At 71.1% G+C, this 15146-nt stretch carries 16 protein-coding genes; 6 read left to right on the top strand and 10 right to left on the bottom strand.

Annotated elements, in window-relative coordinates:
• Positions 1-118: 118 nt before the first annotated feature.
• Together AB0J16_RS23765 and AB0J16_RS23760 are read left to right on the top strand one after the other, a co-directional pair.
• Complete coding sequence (locus tag AB0J16_RS23765; RefSeq protein ID WP_358543015.1) at positions 119-709, top strand: methyltransferase domain-containing protein; 591 nt, start codon at positions 119-121, stop codon at positions 707-709.
• 26 nt (positions 710-735) lie between these two features.
• Positions 736-1917, top strand: a complete 1182-nt coding sequence (locus AB0J16_RS23760) for an acyl-CoA dehydrogenase family protein (RefSeq protein ID WP_358543012.1) — start codon at positions 736-738, stop codon at positions 1915-1917.
• A gap of 190 nt (positions 1918-2107) precedes the next feature.
• Here the strand turns inward: AB0J16_RS23760 and AB0J16_RS23755 are convergent, their stop codons facing one another.
• The 9 genes from AB0J16_RS23755 to AB0J16_RS23715 all read right to left on the bottom strand — a co-directional run bounded on the left by AB0J16_RS23755 (position 2108) and on the right by AB0J16_RS23715 (position 9942).
• Positions 2108-2899 carry an enoyl-CoA hydratase/isomerase family protein gene (locus AB0J16_RS23755; protein WP_358543010.1) on the bottom strand — a complete coding sequence of 264 codons (792 nt, stop codon included), beginning with the start codon at positions 2897-2899 and terminating at the stop codon, positions 2108-2110.
• On the bottom strand, positions 2896-3804 hold the full coding sequence (locus AB0J16_RS23750; protein WP_358543008.1) for an alpha/beta hydrolase: 909 nt from the start codon (positions 3802-3804) through the stop codon (positions 2896-2898). The genes AB0J16_RS23755 and AB0J16_RS23750 overlap by 4 nt, the downstream gene beginning before the upstream one ends.
• Positions 3805-3813: 9 nt before the next feature.
• A complete protein-coding gene (locus AB0J16_RS23745) occupies positions 3814-4500 on the bottom strand; it encodes a gamma-glutamyl-gamma-aminobutyrate hydrolase family protein (RefSeq protein WP_358543005.1) in 687 nt (228 codons plus the stop codon).
• A gap of 127 nt (positions 4501-4627) precedes the next feature.
• Positions 4628-5851, bottom strand: coding sequence for a cytochrome P450 (locus tag AB0J16_RS23740; protein WP_358543003.1), 1224 nt, complete (start codon positions 5849-5851; stop codon positions 4628-4630).
• On the bottom strand, positions 5848-7044 hold the full coding sequence (locus tag AB0J16_RS23735) for a cytochrome P450 (RefSeq protein WP_358543000.1): 1197 nt from the start codon (positions 7042-7044) through the stop codon (positions 5848-5850). Before AB0J16_RS23735 ends, AB0J16_RS23740 begins: the two co-directional genes overlap by 4 nt.
• Positions 7041-7637, bottom strand: a complete 597-nt coding sequence (locus AB0J16_RS23730; RefSeq protein ID WP_358542997.1) for an ATP/GTP-binding protein — start codon at positions 7635-7637, stop codon at positions 7041-7043. The genes AB0J16_RS23735 and AB0J16_RS23730 overlap by 4 nt, the downstream gene beginning before the upstream one ends.
• Positions 7615-7971: a DUF742 domain-containing protein gene (locus tag AB0J16_RS23725; protein ID WP_357953033.1), complete on the bottom strand. Its 357-nt coding sequence runs from the start codon at positions 7969-7971 to the stop codon at positions 7615-7617. Before AB0J16_RS23725 ends, AB0J16_RS23730 begins: the two co-directional genes overlap by 23 nt.
• Complete coding sequence (locus AB0J16_RS23720) at positions 7968-8384, bottom strand: roadblock/LC7 domain-containing protein (protein ID WP_358542995.1); 417 nt, start codon at positions 8382-8384, stop codon at positions 7968-7970. Before AB0J16_RS23720 ends, AB0J16_RS23725 begins: the two co-directional genes overlap by 4 nt.
• Positions 8385-8397: 13 nt before the next feature.
• Positions 8398-9942: an ATP-binding protein gene (locus AB0J16_RS23715; RefSeq protein WP_358542991.1), complete on the bottom strand. Its 1545-nt coding sequence runs from the start codon at positions 9940-9942 to the stop codon at positions 8398-8400.
• A gap of 604 nt (positions 9943-10546) precedes the next feature.
• Here AB0J16_RS23715 and AB0J16_RS23710 point away from each other — a divergent pair.
• The gene (locus tag AB0J16_RS23710; RefSeq protein ID WP_358542988.1) at positions 10547-11041 is read left to right on the top strand and encodes a CAP domain-containing protein; all 495 of its coding nucleotides are present in this window, start codon (positions 10547-10549) and stop codon (positions 11039-11041) included.
• Between the two features lie 320 nt (positions 11042-11361).
• The gene (locus AB0J16_RS23705; RefSeq protein ID WP_358542985.1) at positions 11362-12480 is read left to right on the top strand and encodes a globin domain-containing protein; all 1119 of its coding nucleotides are present in this window, start codon (positions 11362-11364) and stop codon (positions 12478-12480) included.
• A gap of 273 nt (positions 12481-12753) precedes the next feature.
• On the opposite strand, the gene AB0J16_RS23700 is transcribed toward AB0J16_RS23705, so the two are convergent.
• A complete protein-coding gene (locus AB0J16_RS23700) occupies positions 12754-13572 on the bottom strand; it encodes a helix-turn-helix transcriptional regulator (protein ID WP_358542983.1) in 819 nt (272 codons plus the stop codon).
• Positions 13573-13712: 140 nt separating this feature from the next.
• Between AB0J16_RS23700 and AB0J16_RS23695 the strand changes: the two genes are divergently transcribed.
• Together AB0J16_RS23695 and AB0J16_RS23690 are read left to right on the top strand one after the other, a co-directional pair.
• Positions 13713-14792, top strand: a complete 1080-nt coding sequence (locus AB0J16_RS23695) for an exo-alpha-sialidase (RefSeq protein WP_358542981.1) — start codon at positions 13713-13715, stop codon at positions 14790-14792.
• A 3-nt stretch (positions 14793-14795) separates the two neighbouring features.
• A complete protein-coding gene (locus tag AB0J16_RS23690; protein ID WP_225292858.1) occupies positions 14796-15104 on the top strand; it encodes a hypothetical protein in 309 nt (102 codons plus the stop codon).
• The last annotated feature ends 42 nt before the right edge of the window (positions 15105-15146 follow it).

The raw sequence follows: 15146 nt of genomic DNA, 5'->3' as shown, positions 1-15146 counted from the left end.
CACACTCGCCGGTCTGACCGCAGCTCCTCCCGGCGGAGGAGGCGGTCTCCTCCAAGTGGCCGCGGCTTCGTCCCTTGGGGGGACGAAATCGGGGCGAGAACTCCCTTACGTTTGTGGTATGCCCAATGACACCGCAATGTTCCTCGGCCAGTTCCTGCGCGCTCCGGCCACCATCGGGGCGCTCGCGCCCAGCTCACGGTGGCTCGCGGCGGCGGTCTGCGCGCCGGTGCCGGAACGCGGCGAGCCGACCGTGGTCGAACTCGGCCCTGGTACGGGGCCCTTCACCGCCGAGATCCAGCGCCGGCTGGGCGGGCGCGGCCACCACCTGGCCGTGGAGGTCAACCAGTCTCTGGCGGCGTTGCTGGCCGAGCGGTTCCCCACCGTGGACGTCGCGAACGACGACGCGACCGACCTGCGCCGGCTGCTCAGCGAGCGTGGCCTGCGGCAGGCGGATGTGGTGGTCAGCGGGCTGCCCTGGGCGGCCTTCCCGGAGGACCTGCAGCGCGGGCTGCTCGGCGCGCTGGCCGCGACACTGAGCCCGGCGGGGGCGTTCACCACCTTCTCCTACATCCACGCCGTCCCGCTGAGCTCGGCGCGCCGCTTCCGGGCGCTGCTGGCCGAGCGGTTCGAGGAGGTCGTGCGGGGCCGTACGGTGTGGCGCAACGCGCCTCCGGCGTTCGTGTTCCACGCCCGCCGGCCTCGACCCTGAACAGAACTTACTTCTACGATGGCGTGATGGATTTCACCCTTCCCGAAAGCGCCCTGGCCGTCCAGCGCGGCATCGGCGACATCTGCTCACGTTATGACCTTGACTACTGGCAGCGGTGCGAGGCGGACAAGCGCTGGCCGGAGGAGGTCTGGGCGGAGCTGGCCAAGGGCGGGTGGCTGGGTCTGGCCGTGCCCGAGGAGTTCGGCGGGGGCGGCCAGGGGCTGCTGGAGCTGGCGGTGGCGACGGAGACGCTGGCCGCCTCGGGGGCGGCCGGCGGCTCGGCGTTCACGTACGTGCTGACGCCCGGGTTCGGCGCGCTCACCCTGGCCAGGCACGGCACGGCCGAGCAGCGGGCGGAGCTGCTGCCCCGACTGGCCACGGGTGAGGTGGAAACGTGTTTCGCGCTGACGGAGCCGGACGCCGGCTCCAACTCGCTGGCGATCACGACGGCGGCCAGGCGTGACGGCGACGACTACGTGATCAAGGGTCAGAAGATCTGGATCACCGGCGTGCAGCGGGCCACCTGGATGCTGCTGGTCACCAGGACCGTCCCGGCGGCCGAGGCCAGGCCGCGTACGCACGGGCTGACGGTCTTCCTGGTGAACGTGCCGGAGGCGGTGGCGGCCGGGCGGCTGTCCTATCAGCCGATCCCGAAGCTCGGCGCCAACACGACGCCGTCGAACATGGTGTTCATCGACGACCTCCGGGTGCCCGCCTCCAGCGTGGTGGGGCAGATCGACCAGGGCGCGGCGGTGCTGTGGGACATCCTCAATCCCGAGCGCGTCCTGCTCGCCGCCTCCGCGCTCGGCGGGGCCGAGGTCGCGTTGCGGGTGGCGGTGCAGTACGCCAAGGAGCGCGAGGTGTTCGGCCGGCCGATCGGCGCCAACCAGGCGATCGCGTTCCCGCTGGCCCAGGTCAAGGCCAAGATCGAGCTGGCCCGCTTGATGATCTACAAGGCGGCGTGGTCGTTCGACCGGCGCCTGCCGTGCGGCACCGAGGCCAACATCGCCAAGCTCACCGCCTCACAGGCGGCGTGGGAGGCGGCCGACGCCGCGTTCCAGACGCACGGCGGGATGGCGTACTCGCTGGAGTATCCGGTGGCCAGGCTGCTCACGGACGCCCGCATCGGGAAGGTGGCGCCCGTGACGGAGGAGCTGCTGCTCAACTACCTCGCGACCCAGGTGCTCGGGCTGCCACGCAGCTTCTGATCAGACGTACAGGTCGACGGTGTGGCCGATCTGCCACGCGCACCAGCGACCGGCGCGGGCCGCGGCTTCGTCTCCCGGGGCGGCGTTCTCGGCCTCGGCGGACAAGCCCGATCCGGCACTGGTGCGGCAGCAGCCCTTCCACACCGTCCAAGGGTCACGCCTACCCTGGGCGCGCGGGTGAAACCGCAGGTCAGCCGAACTCCGGTGGCCGTTTCTCGCGCACCGCCCGCACACCCTCCACCACGTCGGGGCCGCTGAAGCCGAGGAACTCCATGGCGAGCGAAGCGTCGAAGGTGGGCCCGGCCATGCGCAGCCAGTTGTTCAGGGAGTATTTGGTGAGGCGGATGGCCTCCTGGGAGCCGGCCGCGAGCCGCACGGCGATCTCCATCGCCTTGTCGTGCACCTGGTCGTCGTCGACGCACAGGCTCACCAGGCCCATCCGCTCGGCCTCCGCGCCGGTGACGGGCTCGCACAGCAGCAGGTGGTATTTGGCCTTGGCCAGCCCGCACAGCAGCGGCCAGATGATCGCGGCGTGGTCGCCCGCCGCGACGCCCAGCCTGGTGTGGCCGTCGATGATGCGGGCGGTGCGCCCGGCGACGGAGATGTCGGCCAGCAGGGCAACGGCCAGCCCGGCGCCCACCGCGGGCCCCTGGACGGCCGAGACGATCGGCTTGGCGCAGTTGAGCACGTTGTAGACGATGTCGCGGGCCTCGGCGAACACCCGCAGCCGGGTGGCGTGGTCGCGGGTCATCTCCTCGATCATCGACAGGTCGCCGCCGGCGGAGAACGCCTCGCCCTCTCCCCTGATGACCACCGCCCTGACGGAGTCGTCGCGGTCGATGTCGCGCCAGATCTCGGCCAGCTCGCGATGGCCGGTCATGTCGACGGCGTTGCGCCTGCGCGGCTCGCTGATCGTGATCCGCAGCACGCCGTCGGCGGGCGTGTCGATCTTCAGCTTCTCGTACGCGCTCCCGTACGTCACAGAGCCTCCCGCAGCCGCTCAGCCACGTAGTCGCGGGCCTCCACGGCCTGGTCGAACAGGCCGGGCAGGCCGAAGAAGCCGTGGATCGCCCCGTCGAACCTGCGTGTCTCGACGGGCACCCCGGCCTCGGCCAGCCGCGCGCCGTAGCGCTCGCCTTCGTCGCGGAGCACGTCGTATTCGGCGGTCACCACGGTCGCGGGCGCCAGCCCGGCGAAGGACGGCAGCCGCAGCGGGGACAGCCGTGGATCCGCCGGGTCGGCCTGGCCGGCGTAGGTGCGCAGGAACCACGCGAATTCCTCGGCGTCGAGGCCGAGGCCCGTGGCGAACTCGGTGTAACTGGGGGAATCCATGGCCGCGTCGAGCGCCGGACAGATGAGCACCTGGTGGGCCAGGCGCAGCCCGGCGTCGCGGGCCTGCCAGGCGGCCACGGCGGCGAGGTTGCCGCCGGAGCTCTCGCCCATCACCGCGACGCCGCCGTCGCACTGGTAGAAGGCGGGGCGGGTGAAGATGTCGCGCACCACGGTCCAGGCGTCGTCGGCCGCGGCCGGGAACGGGTGCTCGGGCGCCAGCCGGTAGTCGACGGAGACGACCACCGCGCCGGTGCGGATGGCCAGGTCGCGGCCGAGCGCGTCACTGCGCTTGATGCCCCCGCTCACCCAGCCGCCGCCGTGGAAGAAGACCACCACGGGCAGCGCGCCGTCGCCCCGGTCGGCGCGGTAGACGCGGACGGGCACGTCCTCGGCGCTCTCGTCGCGGACGAAGGGCAGGTGGGTGAGCGGCCCGCGCTGGAGCGCGAGGCCGTCCTGGTTCCGGGCCTCCTGGATCTCGGCCAGGTCCATCCCGGCCGGGCCGGGATCGGACATGTAGCGCTCGACGAACTCCTGCGCCTGGGGGTGCAGTGGCATGATCGAAGCCTAGCGGGCCGCCTCCACGAGCGCGTCGAAGAGCCGTCCGTCCTCGGCCCGCTCCGGGTGCCACTGCACGCCGACCCCGAACCGGTGGCCCTGCAGCTCGATGCCCTCGACGATCTGGTCCTCGGCCCAGGCCACGGCCAGCAGCCCGTTGCCCAGCCTGCGTACCGACTGGGTGTGCGGCGCGACCACCTCGACCTTGTCGCCCACCGCCTTGCCGAGCTTGCTCGACACGCTCACCTGGATGACGTGCGGCGTGCCCGGCTCGGCGTGCCGCTCGTTGTCGAGCACCTCGGGCAGCCAGGGGATCAGCGTGCCGCCCTGGGCGACGTTCAGCACGTGCATGCCGCGGTCGATGGCCAGGATCGGCACGTCGGCCTGTACGGCGGCGCGGGCCAGGGCCAGCTCGAACCGGTCACGGTGCCCCTGCGCCTCGGGCACCCGCTCGTCCTGCTCCTCGCCGTAGGCGCTACCGCCCACCTCGATCCCGCCGGCCAGCACCAAGCCCCGCAGCCCTCGTACGTAGTCGTCGATCGCGTACAGGTTCAGCGGCGGCAGCACCACGGGGGCGCCCCCGGCGCGCTCGACGGCCTTGGCGTAGGACGGGGGCGACAGCACCGCCTCCCGCACCCAGTCGCCCCAGCGGGCGGCTTCGAAGTAGGCGGTGATGCCGATCAGCGGTCGGGACATGCGATCTCCAGGGTGCCTGGTGGAGTACGTGCCGCCGCCGGTGGTGACGACGGCCGCACGCCCATCATGGCGTACACCATTTCGGTTATGTCACCTCTCCTGAAGATCCCTGCTGCATAAGGGGTGATTACGGCACGGTGAGAAGGACCGGCAGCTCCGCCGCGGAGTTGGAGAACAGGGACGGTACGGGGACCAGCGCCGCGGGCGGGACGGCCAGCGACAGGCCCGGATAGCGGCGGAAGAGGGCGGGCAGCGCCTCGGTGGCCTCCAGGCGGGCCAGCGGGGCGCCCAGGCACAGGTGGGGACCGCCGCCGAAGGCCAGGTGCCTGCGCTGCTCGCGGGTGATGTCGAAGCGCGCGGCGTCCTGACCGTGGTGCGCCTCGTCGCGTCCCGCCGCGCTGTACGGAGCCAGGATGGCCTCTCCGGCGGGGATGGTGACGCCGGCGATCTCGATGTCCTCCAGCGGGTAACGGGCCATGAAGTTGCCGATGGGCGCGTCCCAGCGCAGCGTCTCCTCCACCACGGCCGACCAGGTCTCCTCGCCGCCGACCACCGCCAGCGCGCGCTGGTCCGGGTGGGTGAGCAGGGCGCGGGCGCCGTTGACGATCAGGCTGAGCGTGGTCTCGTGCCCGGCGGCGAGCATCAGCCACATCGTGCCGACCAGCTCCTCGTCGGTGAGCCGCTCCGGGTCGTCGCGCTGGGCGGCGATCAGGTCGCTGATCAGGTCGTCGCCCGGCTCGGCGTGCCGCGCGGCGACGAGCCGATCGAGCAGCAGGTAGATGTCGCGCTGGGTCTTGAGCACCTCTTCCGGGGCGGTGGTGGAACGGAAGATGCTGTCCACCAGCTCCCGCAGCTCCGGGCGCTCCTCCTCCGGCACCCCGACGAGCTCGCAGATCACCTGCATCGGCACCGGGTAGGCGAAGTGCTTGCGCAGGTCGACGGTCCCGTCTGCGGCCGCGTGCGAGGGCAGGTCGTCCAGCAGCCCGCCGACGATCCCGGCGATGCGCGGCCGCATGCTCTGGACGCGGCGCGGCGTGAGCGTCTGGGTGACGAACTTACGCAGCCGGTGGTGCTCCCGCCCGTCGGCGGTGACCATGTTGGTGACCTTGACCATGCCGATGAGCGGCCAGTCGTCAGTGATACGGCCGTCACGGACGGCCGTCCAGTTGTGCCAGTCCTTGCTGACCCTGCGATCGGTCAGCAGGTCGGCCAGCAGCGCGTGATGGGTGATCGACCACGCCTCCACGCCGCCCGGCAGGACGACGCGGACGACGGGGCCCAGCTCCCGCAGCCGGGCGGCCTCGCCGTGGTGGTCGGTCCCGGCGGGGTCGAGGGTGACTACAGGGATCATGAATGGTCTCCAAGCGCGCGGAAGTGGACGGGCAGCGAGGCGGGGCAGCGGGTCCACGGTGACGGGTGCGGGGTCAGCTCCGCGGCGTCCACGGCCAGGCGCACGTCGGGCAGCAGGTGCAGGGCCGTCTCCACCGCGGTGCGGGTGATGAGGCGGGCGGGGACGGGCGCCGGGCAGACGTGCGGACCGGCGCTCCAGGCCAGGTGGGCGCGGTTGCCCAGCTCGATCTCCGTCGCGCCGCCGTGAACGCGCGGGTCGTCGTTGGCCGCCCCCAGGCCCAGGACGAGCGCGTCACCGCGGGCGATGCGCCGGCCGCCCAGCTCGGTGTCGCGCAGGGCGTACCGGGCGGGCATGTTCGTCATGGGCGGGTCGCGCCAGAGCACCTCGTCCAGCGCGTCGTCGACGCCCATGCGCCCGCCGCGCACCCGGCCGGCGAAGCGCGGGTCGGTCAGCATGAGCCGGAAGGTCTGCGCGATCCACGTGGTCGTCGTCTCCTGTCCGGCGGAGATCATCACCACCATCGACTGCAGCACCTCGGCCTCGTCGCGCAGGTCGGCGTGGGCCAGGAAGTGGCTGGTCAGGTCGTCGGACGGGGTCTCCTTCCGGGCCCGCAGAAGGCCACCGAGTATCTCCTCGAACTTCTTGTTACCTGCCTGGGAGTCCTCGGCGCTGCCGAACAGGGCGCGCAACGCCGCCAGCAGCTCGTGGCCCTGGCCGGTGTCGAGGCCGAACAGTCCGGCGATGGCCAGCATCGGGACGATGGCCGCGTAGTCGCCCACCAGGTCGGCGCCGCCGCGGTCGGCGAAGCCCTCGATGAGCTCGCGGCACATGGACTCGACGGAGCGGCGCATGCGGCGCTGATCGATCGCGGCGACCCCGTCGTCGATCGGGCGGCGCAGGCGGCGGTGCTCGGCCCCGTCGGCGCCGATCACGTTGGGCCGCCAGAACATCATCGGCCCCAGCCCCGAGTCGGGCGGCACGACGCCTTCCTGGAACAGCCGCCAGTTGCGGGCGTCGCGCGAGTACAGCTTCTCCTGCCGGGTGATGGTCAGCAGCTCGTGGTAGCCCATCACCAGCCAGGCGCCGACGCCCGGCTCCAGCTCCACCCAGGCGACGTCGCCCCATTCGCGGCGCAGCCCGCGGAAGACGCCGCGCGGGTCGGGGCAGGTCGTGGTGGCGGACAGGGGGATCATGAGGGGCCCTTCTGCAGGGCGAGCGCGTGCTCGACGAGGGTGATCAGCGCGTCCACCGAGGAGGAGCGGCTCCTGGCGTCGCAGTTCACGATGGGCGTGCCGGGCTCCAGGTCCAGGGCCTCCCGCAGCGCCTGCGCGCTGTGGTCGGCGGAGTCGGGGAAGTGGTTGACGGCGACGGCGAAGGGCAGGTCGCCACGGAGTTCGAGCTGGTCGATCACCTCGAAGCTGCCCTCGATGCGGCGCGTGTCGACCAGGACGAGCGCGCCCACGGCGCCCTCGCCGAGGCCGGCCCACAGGTCCCAGAAGCGCCGCTGGCCGGGCGTGCCGAACAGGTAGAGCGCGGTGTACGGGCTGAGCGTGATGCGGCCGAAGTCCATGGCCACGGTGGTCGTGGTCTTGCTCCCCAGCCCGGCCAGGTCGTCCACGCCGACGCTGGCCTGCGTCATGGTCTCCTCGGTGCGTAACGGCTCGATCTCGCTGACCGCGCCGATCATCGTGGTCTTGCCGACACCGAAGTCGCCGACCACGAGGATCTTGACCGCCTGCTGCACGGTGTCGGGCAGGTAGCGGTCAGCTGAGCCGGCGGAGCCCATTGAGCACCTCCTGGAGGGTCGTCAGGTCGGGACGCCCGGCCTCCGGGATACGGGAGCGGGCTATCAGGTGGCCGGAGTCGACCAGGTCGGAGGCTAAGATCCCGGCCACGCTCAGCGGCAGCTTGAGGTGCGCCGCCGCCTCCGCCAGCGACAGGAGCCGCCCGCACATGCGCAGCAGGTCGCGCGCCTGGCGGGTGGCGGAGGGCGGCAGGGGCTTGCCGGCGTCGGCCACGACGAGGAGGGTGTCGAGGCCGATGGTGTTGCGGGTGGGGCGGGCCCGGCCCTGGGTCAGGACGTAGGGCCGTACCGCGCTGTCGTGGTACTCGCCGCTCATTTCCGCGCGGCCCGGCGTGCGGGAGTACTGAAGTTCCTCTCGCCGATCTTGATGACCTGGGCCTGCATCTGCTGCGCGATGAGCCGCGGGTCGACCACCGGATCGGTGATGACCACCAGATGGGAGCCGGATCCGGCGGCGCGGGCGAACAGGAAGCCGCCCTCGAAGCCCACCATCAGCTCCCTGACGGCCCGGTTGCCGCCGCCGAACTCGCGCCCCACGCTCTGGGCCAGCGACTGCAGTCCGGAGCAGGCGGCCGACAGGCGGTCGGCGACGTCCCTGTCCGTACCGGCCGAGCGGGCCTTCAGCAGGCCGTCGGAACTGAGCACGACCACGTGGCGGACTCCGGGGACCCAGACGACCTCGGCGATCATCCAGTCCTGATCTTGGTGCATCGGTACCCCGTTCGTCATCACTAAACGTTCGTCATCGCTCGTGGTGTTCCCCTGCGTCGGGGTTGTGGTCAAAGAAGGCGGCCATCCACTCGCCCGCCTGTTCCGGAGTGGCGGCCGGCTCGGCGGCCGGTCCCGCCGCGGCGAGCCGCTCGGCGTCGGAGCCCGCCTCGCCACGGCGTGAGCGCCTGCGCGGCAGCGCGCCGCCGCCGCCCGTGTCCTCCCCCGCCCCCTCGATGTGCTCGCCCAAGGGGGCGGGCGCATCCAGCATCGGCTGGTTCGGCACGGGCTCGTCCAGCGTGGGGTGGTCCTGGGTGAGGTGGTCCTGGGTGAGGTGGTCCTGGGTGAGGTGGTCCTGGGCCGGGTCGATCGGCCGGATCTCGTGGCGCGCGGGCCGGGCTCGGGGCGGCGCCTCGGCCGGCTCCAGCGTCTCCACGATCGAGCCGGGCACCAGGACGACCGCGCGCACCCCTCCGTACGGTGAGGGCAGCAGGTCGGCCAGGAACCCGTGGCGGCGTACGTAGTGCCCGATGACCGCGAGCCCGGTCTGCGGGATCTCCCCCACCTCGCCCACGTCGACGGAGCGGCGGCCGGAGACGATCTCGCGCGCCTGCTCCAGCTGGTGGTCGTCCATGCCGACGCCGCCGTCGTCGATCTCGATGACGGCGCCGCGCTGCACGTTGCGCACCGCCACGAGCACCGTGGTCGCCGGCGGCGAGGACTGGGTGGCGTTGGCGAGCAGCTCGGCCACCAGGTGGATGAGCGGCTCGACCACGTGGGCCGCGACGGCGGTGTCCGGGTCGCCCGACACCTCCACCCGCTTGTAGGCGACGATCCTGGAGGAGGCGGCCCGCACCACGTCGACCAGCGCGAGCGGATTGGGCCACTGCTGTCCCGGCCACTCGCCGCACAGCACGGCGAGGCTCTGCGCGTGGCGGCCCTGCTGGGCGGCGGCGTGGTCGACCTGCATGCTGGTCTCGAGCACGTCCGGGTTGTGGGGGTGGCGCTCGGCCATCACCGAGACGTTCTCCTGGATGCGGTGGGCGGAGGTCTGCACGCGCCGGGCCAGCGCCAGCAGGGCCAGCCGCAGCGACTCCTGCCGCTCGCGGTCCTGCTCGGCGGCCTCGCCGACCGCGTCGAGCACCTCTTCCAGCAGCTCGGCCGCGTCCTCATCGAGCCCCTGGCTCTGGTACGGCGGGGGCACCTCGCCCTGGGCGATCACGGCCGGGATCCGCTTGTGCACCAGGTGCCTGACCGCCTCCTGCAGGGCCTTGGAGCGGGCCGCGACGTGCTTGCTCCACTGGGTGTTGCGCTGCTGGAGGTGGTGCTGGAACTCGGCCTCGCGCTGGTGCATGGCGCTCTCGCGGCGGCTCATCGTCCGCAGGGCCTCCTGGTGCCCCTGGCGCAGGGCCGCCACGGCGGCCAGGGCGAGGAGCGAGAGCGCCGCGGTGCCGACGCACGCCCAGACGACGCCGGTGCGGCTGTCGAGGAGCAGGGCGGTGAAGGCGCAGCACGCGGCGACCACCGGCAGGGCCAGCGCCGCCGGCCAGAGCCACTGCGCCTGAGGTGACGGGGTCACCGGCGGCTGAGTGGCCGGCGCCGGCGACTGAGGAGCGGGCCGCTGAGGTGACGGCGTCCGGCGGGCCGGAGCTTGGGGCTGTGGGGGTTGGGAACGAGCCATGGTCACCTTCGCGAACGGGCTGGAGTATGCGCTGGTCTCAAGCGGGAGGCGGCTACGGAGACCCCCTCTGCCTAAGCAAGCGGCATCTCCCCTTCCAGTCCGTTGCCTCTGCGTCACTCCCAGTGGCGACGCGTCCGCCAAGATCCGATTATTCCGACTCTACTGAATGAGTCAATCCATTCCCCACCGCCTGTCAGATATATACCAAAGATGCATTTTATACTGCTTTGTCATGATATGTCCGGCTTCGGCATGGCGGCGCGCCTGACAATTCCCGGCCGATCTTGTCAATGAATCGCGTCTTCATATCCGGCCAGGAAAAGCCCGATAAGGTCCACCCGAAATGTCATCGTCATAAGATATGGGCCCCCTATGGCCCTTGTCCAGGCAAAACCCGTCACCCACAATCCAGGGGACACAGCCGGACCACAGGAAGGAAACTCATCGTGCGTGCGAACAATGACGTATTCGCCTACGGCCCCTCGCAAACGAGGTGCTGAGCGTGGCCCGCTACCGCGCCCCCCTGCCGGACGCCACGAGCGCCGCCTTCCTCGCCGAGGCGCTGGCCGAGGCCAATGCCCTCCGCGCCGAGCACCACGCCCCGCCGCTGGTCCTGGACCAGGAGCTGGTCGAGTACGCCAGATCCCGCGCCGCGTCGCGATCGGAATACCCGGACACCGAGGCCGGGCACGACGGGTTACGGGAAGGCACCGGAGAGAACCTTTTCTGGGGCGCCGGCTCGAAACAACGGCCGCTCGACGCAGGGAAAGCGGTTGCCGAATGGTACGAGGAAATCAAAGGCTACGACTTCACCGACCCGGAAAACGTCGCCGACTGCGGACACTTCACCCAACTGGTATGGAGGGAGAGCCGGCGGATGGGCGCCGGACGTGTGGCCGGACGGGGCCCGGACTTCTTCGAGACCTACATCGTCTTCGTTTTCGAGGCGCCCGGCAATAAGCCCGGTCACTTCGCGGAGAACGTACGTCCCGCCTGACTTCCGGCCCGGGAGCCGTGCCGCCGACGGCTCCCCCTCACCCTGATCACCTCAGTCACATATGCGAATAAGACACACTTTCACTTTGATGACCGAAATCTTCCCCACCTTGAACGCGGAAAATCACGTTATCGTCACGGACAGTTTTGCTCCGCACTGTATCGGGGCGAAACGGTTGTGACGCTCAGGAGGTGGTGTAAGACTCGAATTCGAGCGAGCAGTCGTGCCGGGGCCCGCCGCACGCTCATTACCCGGAGCCGTCAGGGAGGTGTAACGACACGACCGGAAGAATATTCCGGCCAAAGGGTGGGGTTAATTTCATGTCGTTGAATCCGCGCCTGGTAAAGGAGAGTTTCTCCGTCGTGGAGCCGGTGGCCGACAAGGCCGCCGCCTACTTCTACGGCCGGTTGTTCGCCGAGAGTCCGCAGCTGCGGGGCATGTTCCCCCCGGCGATGGACCTGCAGCGCGACCGGCTCTTCGGCGCTCTGACCCGCATCGTGTGGAGCCTGGACAGCCCGGCCAGCCTGGCGTCCTTCCTCGGCCAGCTCGGGCGGGACCACCGCAAGTACGGCGTGATCGCGGAGCACTACACCGCGGTCGGCAACGCCCTGCTCGCGACCATCAAGCGGTTCGCCGCCGACATCTGGAACGAGGAGATCGAGGCCGCCTGGGCGGCCGCCTACACCGCCGCCGCCAACCTCATGATCGAGTCGGCCGAGTCCGACTCCGGGGTCTCGCCCGCGTGGTGGCTGGCCGAGGTCATCGACCACGAGCTCCGCGCCCCGGACATCGCCGTCCTGACGCTGCGGCCGACGCAGCGCCTGCCGTACACGGCGGGCCAGTACGTCAACGTGCAGGTCTCGCGGTGGCCGCGCGTCTGGCGCACGTTCTCCATCGCCAACGCGCCGCGCCCGGACAACACGATCACGCTGCACGTGCGCGCGGTCCCCTGCGGCTGGGTGTCCACCACGCTGGCCAGGGACACCCGCATCGGCGACACGATCATGCTGGGGCCGCCCATGGGCACGATGACGCTGTGCGAGCGCAGCTCGCGCGACGTACTGTGCGTGGCGGGCGGCACCGGGCTGGCACCGATCAAGGCGATCATCGAGCACATCATCGCCTCGGGCCGCCGCCCCAACATCCACCTGCTGTTCGGGGCACGGACGGCGGCGGAGCTGTACGACCTGCCCGACCTCATCCGGATGGAGTCGACGTTCCCCTGGCTGCGGGTACTGCCGGTGGTCTCCGGCCAGGCCGGCTACGAGGGGATGCGCGGTCGGCTGCCGGAGGTCACGCAACGCTTCCACTCATGGGCCGAGCATGAGGTGTACGTGTGCGGGCCGTCCGGCATGGTCAGCGAGACGGTCCGGCGCCTGCGGATCGACGGCGTGCCACTGTCCCGCATCCACCGCGACATCGTGCAGGGAGAGCGCTGACGCGGCGCCCACGACCGTTCCCCGGGTGTCCGTCCTCCCCTCTGCCACGACGGACCGTCTTCTTCCGCCCCCGGAGGGGCCCCTCCAGAGGACCCCAGCCACCACGGACCGTCCCCTTCCACTCCCCCGGAGGGGGCAGCCGCCCCTGGGAACCCCGGCCACAACGGACCGTCACCTTCCACTCCCCCGAAGGGGGGATCCCTCTCCAAGGACACCAGCCACGACGGACCCGCACACGAATGAGACGGTCGCGCAACGAACCTGGTAACGGCGCTACGAGGCGGCGGGCCGCTGGAACGCGGCGGCGGTCTCGTCGTCGTTGGGCCAGAACGTCTCTATGGCGAGCTCCGCGACCGTCACGTCCAGAGGCGTGCCGAATGTGGCGATCGTGGTGAACATCGACAGGATCCGCGTGCCGTGCCTGATCCGCAGCGGCACCAGGAGGTCGCCCGGACCCGGCACGTGCGCCACGTTCAGATCCACGCCGGGGTAGGTGTAGGCGGCCAGCTCGTCATGCAGCTCGGCCAGCTGCCCGGAGCCCGACGCCTCCGCCTGCCTGCGCAGCTGGTGCAGCAGGTGGGCGCGTACCTCCGCCAGGTTGACCAACCGGCCGCCCATCGCCTCGGGGTGCAGCGACAGCCGCATCACGTTGACCGGCTCCTTGAGCAGCTCCGCGGGCACCCCGTCCATGAACAGGGCGGCCGCCGAGTTGGCCGCCACCAGGTTCCAGGCGGCGTCCACGACGAACGCGGGGTAGGGCTCGTGCCCGGCGAGGATCTTGTCGAGTGCCTGCCGGACGGCCTGCATCTCCGGGGCGCGTACCTCACGTTCGGGGAAGAGCGGCGCGAAACCGGCCGCGACCAGCAGCCTGTTGCGGTGGCGCAGCGGCACCTCCAGCTCCTCCGACAGCTTCATCACCATCTCCCGGCTGGGCCGGGCGCGCCCGGTCTCCAGGAAGCTGACGTGACGAGCCGACACCTCGGCCTGGATCGCCAGGTCGAGCTGGCTCACCCGCCGCCGCTGCCGCCAGGACCGCAGCAGCTCCCCGAACGACTCATCCCCCACCGCGTACGCGCCATTGACCGACCCCATACGGCAACGCTACCGACAGGAGGGAAGCGCGGCGATTACCTCACGCGTAATCGCGCAGCAAATCGCCCAGTCCTCGGCGCTGCTGGTCACGGCGTGGCACGATGGCCGGGAAGCGAACACGGGAGCGATGGGAGCTTGTTATGAGCGACGCAGTGCTCGCGATCGGCACCCGCAAGGGCCTGTTCCTCGCCCGCTCGACGGACGGCGGCCCGTTCGAGGTGGCGCCGATCCAGTTCTCCACGGTCGGCGTGACCTCGGTGGCGATCGACACGCGCGCCGCCACGCCGCGGATCCTGGCGGGCATCGAGTACGGCCACTTCGGCCCCTCGGTGATGTACTCCGACGACCTCGGCCAGACCTGGCAGGAGGCCGAGCGTCCCCCCATCGCCTTCCCCGAGAAGACGGGCGCGACCCTGACCAGGGTGTGGCAGCTGATGCCGTCTCCGGCCGAGCCCCAGGTGGTCTGGGCCGGGGTGGAGCCGGGCGCGCTGTTCCGCTCGGAGGATCGCGGCGTCACCTACGAGCTGGCCGAGGGGCTGTGGGAGCACCCGCACCGCCGGCACTGGCAGCCGGGCGGCGGCGGGCTGTGCCTGCACACGGTCGTCAGCCATCCCACCGACCCGCAGGTCATGGGCGTCGCGGTGTCGACGGGCGGCTTCTATCGCACCACTGACGGCGGCCTGTCGTGGGAGGCGGCCAACCAGGGCATCCGCGCGCCGTTCATGCCGGAGGGCCAGCAATATCCCGAATACGGGCAGTGTGTGCACAAGGTGGGCATGCACCCGTCCCAGCCCGAGCGGCTCTTCCTGCAGCACCACTTCGGCGTCTACCGCAGCGACGACTTCGGCGGCTCCTGGCACGACATCGGCTCGTCGCTGCCGTCCGACTTCGGTTTCCCGATCGTGGTGCATCCCACCCGGCCCGACACGGTCTACGTGCTGCCGCTGACCGCCGACATCGACCGCACCCCGGTCGATCACCGCTACCGGGTCTTCCGCAGCCAGGACGCGGGCGGCACCTGGCAGCCGCTGGAGGCCGGGCTGCCCGAGGGGCCGGTGTACGCGAGCGTGCTGCGTGACGCGATGACCGCCTCCGAGGCGGGGGTGTTCTTCGGCACCCGCGACGGCGAGGTCTACTGCTCGCGGGACGACGGCGGCACCTGGTCGACGGTCGTCCGGCACCTGCCCGACGTGCTCAGCGTGCGTGCGGCGGTGCTGTAGCCCATGGCCAAGAACGTGATGATGGTGGTCTTCGTCCTGCCCAACTCGCTGCGCCGCTGGGTGAGCGGCGACAGCGAGGTGAAGGTCTTCGCCGTCGCCGCCGACCAGCACACCCCGCCGACGCTCGGCTCCGCGCTGGACATGCTGCGGCGTACGCATCCACTGCTGGAGGAGCGCCTGCGCGACGACTACGGGCGCATCCGCCGGCACATCAACATGATCGTGTGCGGCGAGAACGCCCGCGGCCTCGGCAGCCTCGACTGCGCGCTGCCGCCGGGCGCCGAGGTCTACGTCATGCCCGCGCTGGCCTGATCACGCCGGCTTGTCAGGTCAGCCGGCTTGCCGAACCCCGCT

It is taken from the genome of Nonomuraea sp. NPDC049750 (assembly GCF_040659625.1).
Lineage (GTDB): Bacteria > Actinomycetota > Actinomycetes > Streptosporangiales > Streptosporangiaceae > Nonomuraea.
This window is presented reverse-complemented; position numbering and strand designations above follow the sequence as displayed.

Bases quoted from the DNA above. Each gene is read 5' to 3' on its own strand.
- AB0J16_RS23765 (WP_358543015.1), top strand. From the start codon at position 119: ATGCCCAATGACACCGCAATGTTCCTCGGCCAGTTCCTGCGCGCTCCG.
- AB0J16_RS23735 (WP_358543000.1), bottom strand. From the start codon at position 7,044: ATGATCCCCCTGTCCGCCACCACGACCTGCCCCGACCCGCGCGGCGTC.
- AB0J16_RS23730 (WP_358542997.1), bottom strand. From the start codon at position 7,637: ATGGGCTCCGCCGGCTCAGCTGACCGCTACCTGCCCGACACCGTGCAG.
- AB0J16_RS23705 (WP_358542985.1), top strand. From the start codon at position 11,362: ATGTCGTTGAATCCGCGCCTGGTAAAGGAGAGTTTCTCCGTCGTGGAG.
- AB0J16_RS23695 (WP_358542981.1), top strand. From the start codon at position 13,713: ATGAGCGACGCAGTGCTCGCGATCGGCACCCGCAAGGGCCTGTTCCTC.
- AB0J16_RS23745 (WP_358543005.1), bottom strand. From the start codon at position 4,500: ATGTCCCGACCGCTGATCGGCATCACCGCCTACTTCGAAGCCGCCCGC.
- AB0J16_RS23740 (WP_358543003.1), bottom strand. From the start codon at position 5,851: ATGATCCCTGTAGTCACCCTCGACCCCGCCGGGACCGACCACCACGGC.
- AB0J16_RS23690 (WP_225292858.1), top strand. From the start codon at position 14,796: ATGGCCAAGAACGTGATGATGGTGGTCTTCGTCCTGCCCAACTCGCTG.
- AB0J16_RS23750 (WP_358543008.1), bottom strand. From the start codon at position 3,804: ATGCCACTGCACCCCCAGGCGCAGGAGTTCGTCGAGCGCTACATGTCC.
- AB0J16_RS23720 (WP_358542995.1), bottom strand. From the start codon at position 8,384: ATGACGAACGGGGTACCGATGCACCAAGATCAGGACTGGATGATCGCC.
- AB0J16_RS23725 (WP_357953033.1), bottom strand. From the start codon at position 7,971: ATGAGCGGCGAGTACCACGACAGCGCGGTACGGCCCTACGTCCTGACC.
- AB0J16_RS23700 (WP_358542983.1), bottom strand. From the start codon at position 13,572: ATGGGGTCGGTCAATGGCGCGTACGCGGTGGGGGATGAGTCGTTCGGG.
- AB0J16_RS23760 (WP_358543012.1), top strand. From the start codon at position 736: ATGGATTTCACCCTTCCCGAAAGCGCCCTGGCCGTCCAGCGCGGCATC.